Below are 11,802 nucleotides of genomic sequence, written 5' to 3' on the forward strand. Positions count from 1 at the left end.
TGGCGCCGGGGCGCGCCACGCTGACCTGACGTCAGGGCTCCGTCAGAACAGCGGCAGCTGACCCGGGAACTCGGGGACGACGTACCCGTCCAACGACGGCTGGGGCCCGTCGAGTTCCGCGGACCGACGCGAGCCGGGACAGGACACGAACCGCGCGTACTCACGGGCCCCGGGCGGATCATGCCGAGCGAACCGCCCGGCGACGACAGCGATCTCCCGACGACACTCGGGGCAACGGCTACGGCGCGCGGACATGGGATCAGTGTGCCTTGCCGCGCACCGCACGTCACACATGGCGCGAGGCATCGCACCGCCCCCTCCCGACGCCCAGCCCGCCCGGCCCGGACCGCGCCCATGGATCCCCGGCCATGCATCGGGCGTTAGGGATTCGCCGAACAGGACGGCGTCCGGCGTCGCGGCGAATGGCCCTCCGACCTCAACCTCAGCACTTCCTCAAGGACGACACGGAACCTTCGCCTCCGTCATGCCCCTGCCATACGGTCACCACCGTCCGACCGCCTTTGAGCGATCCCCACCGGATGGGCAGTTCCTTGAACCCTCGTCGCCGGCTGCACCGGTGACGGCGAGAGCCACAACACCGCTCCCGCCGCTTCGCCCAGCAGCTCGCCCTCTCCGGCACGGACGTGGTGAACTGCCAGGGCAGGGGAAACTGACCGTCACGGTCAGCCCGGTCGGCATGAGTTTCCCGCTGGAATGCGTCGCGGGGGAAGTCAGCAGCACCTACAACCAGCTGACCCTGAAGCATCCCCGCACGCAGGGGACCGTGAGCGTGACGGCGCCCTCCACCGTGCGGTGGGCCGTCACCGTGGGCGATTGACCGACGGATTCCCGGGGCCCACCGAGCCTGGTGCGGCCCCTTCCTCCGGCCCAGCCGTGGGACCCGCCCCCCCCAGACCGCCCGACGGCACGCGGCGACGGTTCAGCCGCCGTGAGGCAGGTCAGCTCGCCGCCCCGCGCCGATTCCACGCGAGGCATCACCCGCAACACGAAGAGACCCCCTCCACTCCGTGTTTCCACGGAACGAAGGGGGTCTTCCCCAGTGTGGCGGCGCCAGGATTCGAACCTGGGAAGGCTGAGCCGGCAGATTTACAGTCTGCTCCCTTTGGCCGCTCGGGCACACCGCCGGGGTTGAAGCCGGTCGTACCGCGGTTCCGCGGCGCTCCCTGGCAACGACGTAAACAATACCCGATGCGTGGGGGTGCTTCGCCACTCGATTGATCTGCGCCCGGGGGACGCCGGGTGGCTAGGCTTGTCCGAATGCGGCCCGGGTCGACACCGGGCTCGGCTGCGGCCCAGTACGCCGTTGCGCACCCCGATACACATCCGGACACAAGGAGCCACAGGACATGGCCGACTCCAGTTTCGACATCGTCTCGAAGGTCGAGCGGCAGGAGGTCGACAACGCCCTCAACCAGGCCGCCAAGGAGATCTCGCAGCGCTACGACTTCAAGGGCGTGGGCGCCTCGATCTCATGGTCCGGCGAGAAGATCCTGATGGAGGCGAACTCCGAGGACCGGGTCAAGGCGGTCCTCGACGTCTTCGAGACCAAGCTGGTCAAGCGGGGCATCTCGTTGAAGTCGCTGGACGCGGGCGAGCCGCAGCTCTCCGGCAAGGAGTACAAGATCTTCGCCTCCATCGAGGAGGGCATCTCCCAGGAGAACGCCAAGAAGGTGGCGAAGATCATCCGTGACGAGGGCCCGAAGGGCATCAAGGCCCAGGTGCAGGGTGACGAGCTGCGGGTGAGCTCCAAGAGCCGTGACGACCTCCAGGCCGTCATCGCGCTGCTGAAGGGCAGGGACTTCGACTTCGCGCTCCAGTTCGTGAACTACCGGTAGGCACGGACGCCCGCGAGGCCGTCCCGAGACGGCCGGGTGCGCCGCATCGTGCGCGCCGCGGAGTCACAAGAAGGGTGGGCACCCGTCGGTGCCCACCCTTCCTGCCTGCTGGCCGCGGTCCGGGGGTCGTTCAGTCGCGCGAGTTGCCGAACAGGAGCCGGTAGACGATCAGCAGGACCAGTGAGCCGCCGATGGCGGCCACCCAGGTGGCGCCGTCGTAGAAGTGCTTGCTGATGGGGTGGTCCAGCCAGCGGCTGGATATCCAGCCGCCGATGAACGCGCCCGCGACGCCGATGAGGGTGGTGCCGATGAAGCCGCCGGGGTCACGGCCCGGCAGCAGGACTTTGGCGATGGCGCCGGCCAACAGGCCCAGGATGATCCAACTGATGATGCCCATGCCGTGAACCTGCCCTCCCACGCTGTGTTCGCACCGTCCGGTCCCTGTGAATCGGGTCCGCGACGGCTGTGTGCCGCGCCGACCGCGCCGCGGAACCTCACCGGGCCGCTTCTCCCGCTCCGTGCGCGTGTTCGTTGCCCTACGGAGGGAGAGACGTGGCGGGAGGGCGGTCGGTTCCCCGTGGCGAGCGGACCGGCGGGCCCGTGGGTCAGCAGACCAGGGATCGGCGGACCGCGGACCGGCGGGTCAGCGGCCCGCGAACGGCTCGTCCGTGCGGACGATCTCGCGGCCCAGCGGCAGCAGCGACACCGGGATCAGCTTGAAGTTCGCGATGCCGAACGGGATGCCGATGATCGTGATGCACATCGCGATGCCCGTGACGATGTGGGTCAGGGCCAGCCACCAGCCCGCGAGGACCAGCCACAGCACGTTGCCGACGCAGGACGGCGCGCCCGCGTCGTGCCGCTCGACCGTGGTGTACCCGAAGGGCCACAGCGCGTAGACGCCGATCCGGAAGGCCGCGATCCCGAAGGGGATGCCGATGATCGTGATGCAGAGCAGGATGCCCGCGAGGATGTACCCGAGGAACAGCCAGAAGCCGCTCAGGATCAGCCAGATGACGTTCAGGATGGTTCTCACTGGGATCGACCTGCCATCTTCTCGAGCCGGGCGATGCGCTCCGCCATCGGCGGGTGGGTGGAGAACATCTTCGACAGCCCCTCACCGGGGCGGAAGGGGTTCGCGATCATCATGTGGCTGGCGGTCTCGATCCGCGGCTCGGGCGGCAGCGGGAGCTGCTTGGTGCCTGCGTCGAGCTTGCGCAGGGCGCTGGCCAGGGCCAACGGGTCGCCGGTGACACGAGCGCCGGAGGCGTCGGCCTCGTACTCCCTGGAGCGGCTGATGGCGAGCTGGATGAGGGTGGCCGCGAGCGGGCCGAGGATCATGATCAGCAGCAGGCCGATGATGCCGGGGCCGTCGTCGTCGTCCGAGCGGCCGATCGGGATCAGCCAGGCGAAGTTGACCAGGAACATGATCACCGAGGCGAGGGCGCCGGCGACCGACGAGATCAGGATGTCGCGGTTGTAGACGTGGCTGAGCTCGTGGCCGATGACGCCGCGCAGCTCGCGCTCGTCCAGGATGCGCAGGATGCCCTCCGTGCAGCACACAGCGGCGTTGCGCGGATTGCGGCCCGTCGCGAAGGCGTTGGGCGCCTCCGTCGGGGAGATGTACAGGCGCGGCATGGGCTGGCGCGCCTGCGTCGAGAGTTCGCGGACCATGCGGTAGAGGGCCGGCGCCTCGAACTCGCTCACCGGCCGGGCGCGCATCGCGCGCAGTGCGAGCTTGTCGCTGTTCCAGTACGCGTACGCGTTCGTGCCGAGGGCGACGACGAGGGCGACGACCAGGCCCACCCGGCCGAAGAAGCTGCCGATGAGGATGATGAGCGCGGACAGTACGCCGAGGAGTACTGCCGTCCTGAGCCCGTTGTGCCGGCGGTGCACGGTACGCCCTCCAAGTCGTGCAGCAGGGGAACCCTTTGCTTGGTCTCGCTTGCTGGTCGTGGTCCGCGGTGCCACTGGTGCGGTGATGTCACTTCCAGTGGACCCTCCCGCACTGGTCAACGCCAGGCGGGAGCCACTAGTTCCCTTGTGCGCGGCGGCGCGGGGTGGGCCGTCCGGGTGAGCGGTCAGAACAGCCCGGTGGCCGTGAAGCGCAGCACCAGCTGCGGTGCGCCCGACAGGACGACGCCGATCACGCCGGTGAGGGCGAGGGCGGCCGTGAGGGGGACGGGGACGCGGTGCTTCACCGGCTCGCCCTCCCGCGCGCGGAACAGCAGCGCGGTCCACTGGAGGTAGTAGTACAGGGCGATCGCGACATTGACGGCCATGACGACGGCGAGCCAGCCGAGGCCCGCGTCGACGGCCGTCGAGAACACCGTGACCTTGGCGAACAGCCCGATGACACCCGGCGGCAGACCGGCCAGGCAGAGCAGGAAGAACGCCAGGAGCAGCGCCGCCAGGGGGTTCGAGGCGTACAGGCCGCGGTAGTCGGCGAGCCGGTTGCCGGACGTCGTACGGCCGACCAGTGCGGCGACCGCGAAGGCGCCGAGGTTCACGGCGCCGTACATGAGGGCGTACGCGACCGTGGAGCCGACCGCCTTCTGGGGGTCGTCGGCGTATCCGGCGGCCGCGATCGGCACCAGGAGGTAGCCGGCCTGGCCGACCGAGGACCAGGCGAGCAGTCGTACGGCGCTGTACGCGCGCGTGGCCTGCTGGCGCAGCGCGCCGACGTTGCCCACGGTCATGGTGAGGGCGGCCAGCACGGCGAGGGCGGGGCCCCAGACGTCGGCGTACGAGGGGAACGCGACGACGGTGACCAGGATGAGCCCGGAGAAGCCCACGGCCTTGCCGACGACCGACAGGTAGGCGGCGATGGGCAGGGGCGCGCCGACGTAGGTGTCGGGCACCCAGAAGTGGAACGGGACGGCCGCCGTCTTGAAGGCGAAGCCGATGAGGGTGAGGACGACGCCGGTCTGCGCGAGGGTGTGGAACTGCCCGTCGACGTGCGGGAGGCGGTCGGCCACCTGGGTGAGGTAGAGGGTGCCGGTGGTGGCGTAGACGAAGCTGATGCCCATCAGGGAGACCGCGGTGGCGGTGACCGACGACAGGAAGAACTTCAGGGCGGCTTCCGAGGACCTCCGGTCGCCGTGCCTGAGGCCGACCAGGGCGAAGGCGGGCAGGGAGGCGACCTCCAGGGCGACGATCAGGGTCGCGAGGTCACGGGAGGCGGGCAGCAGGGCCGCGCCCGCGGCGGAGGAGAGCAGCAGGAACCAGAACTCCCCCTCGGGCAGGTTGCCGCGTTCGTCCTTGAGGGAGGTCACGGACAGCAGCGCGGTCAGCAGGGCCCCGCCGAGGACGAGGAACTGGACGACCAGGGTGAAGCGGTCGGCGGTGTAGCTGCACGCGTGCGGGGAGCCGGTCAGGCAGAAGGTGCTGCGGTCGTGGTCCAGGAGCGGCAGCAGCAGGGCGGCGGAGGCGGCGAGTCCGGCGACGGCCGTCCAGCCGAGCAGCGGCTTGCGCGCGTCGGGCAGGAAGAGATCGGCGACCAGGATGGCCAGACCGACGGCCGCGGCGACGACGGGCGGCGCGATGGCGAGCCAGTCGACGGACTGGACGAGGGAGCTCATCGGGTGCCTCCTGCGAGGAGCTGGACGGAGGAGCTCATCGGGTGCCTCCCGCGGGGAACGGGGCGTGGGAGCTCATCGGGTGCCTCCCGCGAGGAGCTGCTGCACGGCCGGGTCGGTCAGGCCGAGCAGGGCCTTCGGCCACAGTCCGGCGACGACGGTCAGGGCGACGAGCGGCGTCCACGCGGCGAACTCGTACGTCCGTACGTCGTCCAGGAGCGGGCGTTGCGGTACGCCGTCCAGGTGCGGGCCGGGCTCGGGTACGGCGCCCATGCAGACGCGGCGGACGACGGCGAGCATGTACGCGGCGGTCAGCAGGGTGCCGAACGCGGCGATCGCCATGAAGGTGAGGTAGGCCCCGCGGTCGAGGTCCGCGGCGGGCCTGAACGCGCCGAACAGGGCCAGCATCTCGCCCCAGAACCCGGCGAGGCCGGGCAGGCCGAGGGAGGCGACCGCGCCGAAGGCGAGCAGCCCGCCGAGGCGCGGGGCCTTGCCGTAGAGGGCGAGGCCGGTGTCCTCGGCGAGGGTGTCGAGGTCGGTGGTGCCGGTGCGGTCCTTCAGGGCGCCGACGAGGAAGAAGAGCAGGCCGGTGATGAGGCCGTGGGCGATGTTCGCGAACAGCGCGCCGTTCACGCCGGTCGCGGTCATGGTCGCGATGCCGAGGAGCACGAAGCCCATGTGGCCGACGGACGAGTAGGCGATCAGGCGCTTGAGGTCGCCCTTCGCGCCCTGCCGGGCGAGGGCGAGGCAGGCCAGGGACCCGTAGATGATCCCGACGACGGCGAACGCGGCGAGGTAGGGCGCGAAGGTGTGGAAGCCGTGCGGCGCCACCGGCAGCAGGATGCGCACGAACCCGTACGTGCCCATCTTCAGCAGGACGCCGGCCAGCAGGACCGAGCCGACGGTCGGCGCGGAGGTGTGGGCGTCGGGCAGCCAGCTGTGCAGCGGCCACATCGGCGTCTTCACGGCGAGCCCGATCCCGATCGCCAGAACGGCGATGACCTGCACGGACGCGCTGAGCGAGCGGCCGTTGTCAGTGGCGAGTGCCACCATGTCGAACGTGCCCGCCTTGATCCCGATCAGGAGCAGGCCGAGCAGCATGACCACGGAACCGAGCACCGTGTAGAGGATGAAGCGCCAGGCGGCCCGCTCCCGGCCCTCGCCGCCCCAGCGGGCGATGAGGAAGTACATCGGGATGAGGACGGTCTCGAAGGCGAGGAAGAACAGCAGCAGGTCGAGGACGGCGAAGGTGGCGAGGGTGCCGGACTCGAGCAGCAGCACCAGGGCGACGAACGCCTTCGGGCCGGGGCCCGCGGGCGGCTTGAAGTAGGAGTACAGCGCGCAGAGGAAGGTCAGCAGCGCGGTCAGCACCAGAAGGGGGAGCGAGATGCCGTCGACGCCGAGGTGGATGCGCACGTGGAGTGCGGGGATCCAGCTGATGTCGGTCGTGGCCTGCATCTTCGACGCCTGGTCGTGGTCGAAGCCGAGCGCGAGGACGATCGCGGCGAGGAGGATCACGCCGGTCACGGTGACGCCGTGGCGCAGCACGGCCTGCTCGGGTGACTTCCCCTTCAGTCCGGGCGGGGCCGGCAGGAGGGCGGCGACGGCGCCGAGCAGCGGCCCGACGACGACGAACGCCAGAAGGACCTGCATCACGGACTCGTTGATATCGATCACGCCTGCTCACGCTCCCGTGGCGACGAGGACTACGGCGACCGCGAGGACGACGGTGCCGGCGAGCAGCGCGCTCACATAGGTCTGGAGATTGCCGGTCTGGGACCGTCGTACGGCGGTGCCGAGCAGCCGGGGCAGCGCGGCCGCGCCGCGTACGTAGGTCTCGACCACCTCGCGGTCCAGGAACCGGACGAGGCTCGCGCCGGCCTGGACGGGCCGGACGAACAGCGCCGCGTAGACGGCGTCGAGGTGGAAGCCGACGGCCGCGTGGCGGTGCAGCGGGCCGAGCAGCAGCCGCCCGGGGTCCGCGGGGTCGGGAGCGGAGGCCAGGTCGCCGTAGGCGGCGGCGTGGCTCGCGATGGCCTCGGCCTCGACCAGCGCGGCGTCGCCCTCGGGGTGCGCCGCGACGGCGCCGAGCGGGGTGCCGGCGGCGCGTGCGGCGAGGTGCCGCCAGGCTCCGTAGGCGAGGACCACGCCGACGAGGGAGACGCCCGTGCCGATGACGGAGGTGGTGAGGGCCGGGGTGAGGTCCTGCCCGTCGAACCAGTCGGGCAGCGTCCGGTAGGCGAACCCGCCGAGGGCCAGTGAGGGCACGGCGAGCACCCAGAGCACCAGGGTCATGGTGCGGGGCTGGCGGCCGTGGTCGGGGGCCTCCGCGCCGCGGCCGTGGAAGGCCAGCAGCCACAGACGGGTGGCGTAGGCGGCGGTGAGCAGGGCCGTGAGCAGGCCGGTGACGAGGACGATCCAGCCGGCCGCGTCCGGGACGTGCGCGGTGTCGCCGTGGACGGCGTGCTCGGCGGCGCCGAGCACGGACTCCTTGGAGAAGAAGCCGCTGAACGGCGGGATCGCGGCGAGTGAGAGGAGCGCCACGGTCATCGTCCAGTAGGCGTCCGGGATGCGGTGGCGCAGGTCGCTCATCCGCGCCATGGCGGCCAGGGAGTTGGTGCCCGCGGCGTGGATGATCACGCCGGCCGCGAGGAACAGCAGCGCCTTGAAGGCGCCGTGCGTGAGGAGGTGGAAGACGGCGGCCCCGCGGTCGCCGACGGCGAGTGCGCCGGTCATGTAGCCGAGCTGGCCGATCGTCGAGTAGGCGAGGACGCGCTTGATGTCGTCCTGGGCCAGCGCGGACAGACCGGAGCCGACCATCGTCACGCCGGCCATGACCGCGAGGACGACCATCGCGGCCTGCGATGCCTCGAACACCGGGAGGAGACGGGCGACGAAGTAGACACCGGCGGCGACCATCGTCGCGGCGTGGATCAGCGCGGAGACCGGCGTGGGGCCGGCCATCGCGTCGGGGAGCCAGGTGTGCAGCGGGAACTGCGCCGACTTGCCCGCCACGCCCGCCAGGAGCAGCAGCGCGACCACCGTCGGGTGGTGGAGCCCGCCGTGCGCGACGGTGTCGAGGATCCGGGTGATGCGGAAGGAGCCGGCGTCGGTGGCGAGGGCGAACAGGCCGATCAGGAAGGGCACGTCGCCGAGCTTGGTGACGAGGAAGGCCTTGATGGAGGCGGCGCGGGCCTCGGGGGTCTCCCAGTAGTGGCCGACCAGGAAGTAGGAGCAGATGCCCATGACCTCCCAGCCGACCAGCAGCACCATCAGGTCGCCGGAGTAGACGACGAGCAGCATCGCGGAGGTGAACAGGGAGACGAGCGCCGCGTAGGAGGGGTAGCGGGGGTCGTCGCGCAGATAGCCGGTCGAGTAGATCTGCACGCAGGACGCGACGACGGTCACCAGTACGGCGACGAGCGCGGCGAACCCGTCGATGTCCAGGGCGAGATCGATCGGGACGGAACCGGTCGGCGTGAGCTGGGTGTGCGCCTCGATCGGGCTGCCGCCGCCCTGTCGTACGGCGACCAGGACCGCCAGCACGAAGGCGGCGAGGACCGGTACGACGGCGAGCGGACGGACGAACCCGGGGGCGGTGCGGCCCAGCAGCAGGCCCGCGAGGGCCCCGAGGAACGGCAGGAGGGGGACGAGGACGGCGAGGGTGGTCGTGGTCACGCGCTGGCCTCAGCCTTCTTCGCCGCGGCGGCGGCGTCGCCGTCGTCGTCACCGTCGGGGCCGTGGCCCTCGGCGGTGTCGCGGAGCCGGTCGATGTCGGCCGTGCCGCGGTTGCGGTGGACGGCGAGGACGATCGCCAGGCCGATGCCGATCTCGGCGGCGGCGATGGTGATCGTGAACAGGGTCAGTGCCTGGCCGGAGTGGAGGGTGTCCCGGGCGGCCTTGCTGAGCCACACGTCGAACGCGACGAGGTTGAGGTTGACGGCGTTGAGCATCAGCTCCACCGACATCAGGACCAGGATCGCGTTGCGCCGGGCCAGCACGCCGTACAGGCCGGTGCAGAAGAGGAGGGCGGAGAGCACGGCGGGATAGGCGAGGTGCATCAGCGGGCGCCTTCCTGCTGGGCGGCTTCCCGGCCGGTTCCCTCTATCGGGTGATTACGGGAATCCGGGACAGATGGGGAACCACCGGGCACGGTCCGGGAGTTCACAGAGCGAGAGACAGGGGGAGCGTTCGTCTCCGCCTTCGCCTTGCGGGACAGGACGATCGCGCCGACCAGGGCCGCGAGGAGGAGGACGGAGAGGGCCTCGAAGGGGAGGACCCAGTTCTGGAAGAGGCTCGCGCCGGTGGCCTTCGTCGAACCGGCGGCCGCGCCGCCGAAATCGATCCACGTGGTGCGGAAGGCGTCGACGACCACCCAGACCAGCGCCGCCGCCGCGGCGACCGCGACGGCGAGGGCGGCCCAGCGGTTGCCCGAGTCGGCGTCCGGGGAGCGGCCGATGGGGGCCTTGGTGAGCATCAGACCGAAGAGAAGGAGGACGACGACGGAACCGACGTAGATGAGGACCTGTACCCAGGCGATGAACTCGGCCGTGAGCAGGAGGTATTCGATGGCGAGCCCGCCGAGGGCGACCACCAGCCACAGGGCGGCGTGCACCAGTTGACGGGTGGTGACGCTGACCAGCGCGGCGCCGAAGGTGACCAGGCCGACGAGGACGAACGCGACCTCGACACCGGACGGCGAGAGAAAACCGCGCGAGGCGGTGGCATGGGCCACGGACACGGCGGTTGCGGTGGGCGTCACGCGTCCCCCTCCTGGTCCTGGGTGGCTTGTGCGTCGGCCGGCCGCTCGGTGTCCTGGGCGGCGGCCTGGGCGGCTGCGAGCTTCTCGGCGGTCTTCCGGGCGGCGGAGACCTCCTTGGGCTCCTCGGCGCCGGGGTCCAGGGCCGGTGGGGCCGGCACGGTCCACATCCACTCGCGCAGCTTGTCGCGCTCGTGGGTGAGGTCGCGGATGTCGGTCTCGGCGTACTCGAACTCCGGTGACCAGAACAGCGCGTCGAAGGGACAGACCTCGATGCAGATACCGCAGTACATGCAGAGGGAGAAGTCGATGGCGAAACGGTCGAGGACGTTGCGGCTGCGCTCGCGGCCGCCGGGCGCGGCGGGCGGCACCGTCTCCTTGTGGGAGTCGATGTAGATGCACCAGTCGGGGCACTCACGGGCGCACAGCATGCAGACCGTGCAGTTCTCCTCGAACAGGCCGATCACGCCGCGGGTCCGGGGCGGCAGGTCGGGCTGGGTGTCCGGGTACTGCTCGGTGACGGTCTTCCTCGTCATCGTGCGGAGGGTGACCGCCAGGCCCTTGGCCAGGCCCGAGCCGGGGATGGGGGCCATGGTTACTGGATCACCACCTTGACGACGCCCGTGAGGGCGATCTGGGCGAGGGAGAGCGGGACCAGCAGGGTCCAGGAGAGCTTCTGGAGCTGGTCCTCACGAAGACGGGGGTAGGTGACGCGCAGCCAGATGACGACGAAGGCGAGGACGGCCGCCTTCAGCAGGGTCCACACCCAGCCGAGACCGTCGGCGCCCCAGGGGCCGTGCCAGCCGCCCAGGAAGAGGACGGTGGTCAGGCCGCACAGGACGACGATCCCGGCGTACTCGGCGAGGAGGAACAGTGCGAAACGCAGTCCGGTGTACTCGGTGTACGCGCCGAAGATGATCTCCGAGTCGGCGACGGGCATGTCGAACGGGGGCCGCTGGAGCTCGGCCAGTCCGGCCACGAAGAAGACGATCCCGCCGACGATCTGCCAGGGCACCCACCACCAGTGGAAGGCGTCGAGGATGCCGGGCAGGGACACCGTGCCGGCCGCCATCGCCACGGAGGCGGCGGTGAGCAGCATCGGCAGCTCGTAGGCGAGGAGTTGCGCGGCGGTGCGCAGTCCGCCGAGGAGGGAGAACTTGTTGGCACTGGCCCACCCGGCCATCAGCGAGCCGAGGACGCCGACGCCCATGACCGCGAGGACGAAGAAGATGCCCGCGTCCAGGACCTGGCCCACCGCGCCGTCGCCGGGCCCGATCGGGATGGCGAGCAGGACGAGGAGGTACGGCAGCAGCGCCACGGCCGGGGCGAGCTGGAAGATACGGCGGTCCGCGCCCGTGGGGACCACGTCCTCCTTCTGCGCGAACTTCACGCCGTCGGCGACGAGCTGGGCCCAGCCGTGGAAGCCGCCCGCGTACATCGGGCCGAGGCGGCCCTGCATGTGGGCCATCACCTTGTGCTCGGTCTGACCGACGATCAGGGGGAAGGTGAGGAACACGACGAAGACGACGACGAGTCGCAGGGCGACGTCGAGAGCGTCGTTCACTGCGGGCCTCCAGCGGGGTCTTCGGGGGATGCGGGGTCGGGGGGC

At 70.8% G+C, this 11,802-nt stretch carries 13 protein-coding genes and 1 tRNA gene; 2 read left to right on the forward strand and 12 right to left on the reverse strand.

Annotated elements, in window-relative coordinates:
- Positions 1-42: 42 nt before the first annotated feature.
- A complete protein-coding gene (locus WN71_RS42690) occupies positions 43-255 on the reverse strand; it encodes a hypothetical protein (RefSeq protein WP_079177837.1) in 213 nt (70 codons plus the stop codon).
- Between the two features lie 442 nt (positions 256-697).
- On the opposite strand from WN71_RS42690, the gene WN71_RS13305 reads away from it, so the two are divergent.
- A complete protein-coding gene (locus tag WN71_RS13305; protein WP_240529641.1) occupies positions 698-838 on the forward strand; it encodes a hypothetical protein in 141 nt (46 codons plus the stop codon).
- A 225-nt stretch (positions 839-1,063) separates the two neighbouring features.
- On the opposite strand, the gene WN71_RS13310 is transcribed toward WN71_RS13305, so the two are convergent.
- Positions 1,064-1,145, reverse strand: a tRNA-Tyr gene (locus tag WN71_RS13310).
- 222 nt (positions 1,146-1,367) lie between these two features.
- Here WN71_RS13310 and WN71_RS13315 point away from each other — a divergent pair.
- Complete coding sequence (locus WN71_RS13315; protein WP_046583540.1) at positions 1,368-1,856, forward strand: YajQ family cyclic di-GMP-binding protein; 489 nt, start codon at positions 1,368-1,370, stop codon at positions 1,854-1,856.
- A gap of 130 nt (positions 1,857-1,986) precedes the next feature.
- On the opposite strand, the gene WN71_RS13320 is transcribed toward WN71_RS13315, so the two are convergent.
- The 10 genes from WN71_RS13320 to WN71_RS13365 form a co-directional block, all read right to left on the reverse strand.
- Positions 1,987-2,253, reverse strand: coding sequence for a GlsB/YeaQ/YmgE family stress response membrane protein (locus WN71_RS13320; protein ID WP_046583538.1), 267 nt, complete (start codon positions 2,251-2,253; stop codon positions 1,987-1,989).
- Between the two features lie 246 nt (positions 2,254-2,499).
- Positions 2,500-2,892, reverse strand: coding sequence for a YccF domain-containing protein (locus WN71_RS13325; protein ID WP_046583536.1), 393 nt, complete (start codon positions 2,890-2,892; stop codon positions 2,500-2,502).
- Positions 2,889-3,752 carry a zinc metalloprotease HtpX gene (htpX, locus tag WN71_RS13330; RefSeq protein WP_046583534.1) on the reverse strand — a complete coding sequence of 288 codons (864 nt, stop codon included), beginning with the start codon at positions 3,750-3,752 and terminating at the stop codon, positions 2,889-2,891. The genes WN71_RS13325 and htpX overlap by 4 nt, the downstream gene beginning before the upstream one ends.
- Before the next feature lie 185 nt (positions 3,753-3,937).
- Positions 3,938-5,437, reverse strand: a complete 1,500-nt coding sequence (locus WN71_RS13335) for an NADH-quinone oxidoreductase subunit N (RefSeq protein ID WP_046583531.1) — start codon at positions 5,435-5,437, stop codon at positions 3,938-3,940.
- A 72-nt stretch (positions 5,438-5,509) separates the two neighbouring features.
- Positions 5,510-7,111, reverse strand: coding sequence for an NADH-quinone oxidoreductase subunit M (locus tag WN71_RS13340; protein WP_046583529.1), 1,602 nt, complete (start codon positions 7,109-7,111; stop codon positions 5,510-5,512).
- Between the two features lie 6 nt (positions 7,112-7,117).
- Entirely contained in the window at positions 7,118-9,112 is a 1,995-nt protein-coding gene (locus tag WN71_RS13345; RefSeq protein ID WP_046583528.1) for an NADH-quinone oxidoreductase subunit 5 family protein, read from the reverse strand.
- Positions 9,109-9,495, reverse strand: coding sequence for an NADH-quinone oxidoreductase subunit NuoK (gene nuoK, locus WN71_RS13350; RefSeq protein ID WP_046583526.1), 387 nt, complete (start codon positions 9,493-9,495; stop codon positions 9,109-9,111). The genes WN71_RS13345 and nuoK overlap by 4 nt, the downstream gene beginning before the upstream one ends.
- Positions 9,495-10,196: an NADH-quinone oxidoreductase subunit J family protein gene (locus tag WN71_RS13355; protein ID WP_046583524.1), complete on the reverse strand. Its 702-nt coding sequence runs from the start codon at positions 10,194-10,196 to the stop codon at positions 9,495-9,497. Before WN71_RS13355 ends, nuoK begins: the two co-directional genes overlap by 1 nt.
- Positions 10,193-10,786: a NuoI/complex I 23 kDa subunit family protein gene (locus WN71_RS13360; RefSeq protein ID WP_046583522.1), complete on the reverse strand. Its 594-nt coding sequence runs from the start codon at positions 10,784-10,786 to the stop codon at positions 10,193-10,195. Before WN71_RS13360 ends, WN71_RS13355 begins: the two co-directional genes overlap by 4 nt.
- 2 nt (positions 10,787-10,788) lie before the next feature.
- The gene (locus tag WN71_RS13365) at positions 10,789-11,757 is read right to left on the reverse strand and encodes a complex I subunit 1/NuoH family protein (RefSeq protein WP_046583520.1); all 969 of its coding nucleotides are present in this window, start codon (positions 11,755-11,757) and stop codon (positions 10,789-10,791) included.
- Positions 11,758-11,802 lie beyond the last annotated feature (45 nt).

Origin of the sequence: Streptomyces mangrovisoli, assembly GCF_000974985.2 — a bacterium.
Lineage (GTDB): Bacteria > Actinomycetota > Actinomycetes > Streptomycetales > Streptomycetaceae > Streptomyces > Streptomyces mangrovisoli.

Coding starts and splice junctions, on each gene's coding strand:
- WN71_RS42690 (WP_079177837.1), bottom strand. CDS start 255: ATGTCCGCGCGCCGTAGCCGTTGCCCCGAGTGTCGTCGGGAGATCGCT.
- WN71_RS13305 (WP_240529641.1), top strand. CDS start 698: ATGAGTTTCCCGCTGGAATGCGTCGCGGGGGAAGTCAGCAGCACCTAC.
- WN71_RS13315 (WP_046583540.1), top strand. CDS start 1,368: ATGGCCGACTCCAGTTTCGACATCGTCTCGAAGGTCGAGCGGCAGGAG.
- WN71_RS13320 (WP_046583538.1), bottom strand. CDS start 2,253: ATGGGCATCATCAGTTGGATCATCCTGGGCCTGTTGGCCGGCGCCATC.
- WN71_RS13335 (WP_046583531.1), bottom strand. CDS start 5,437: ATGAGCTCCCTCGTCCAGTCCGTCGACTGGCTCGCCATCGCGCCGCCC.
- nuoK (WP_046583526.1), bottom strand. CDS start 9,495: ATGCACCTCGCCTATCCCGCCGTGCTCTCCGCCCTCCTCTTCTGCACC.
- WN71_RS13360 (WP_046583522.1), bottom strand. CDS start 10,786: ATGGCCCCCATCCCCGGCTCGGGCCTGGCCAAGGGCCTGGCGGTCACC.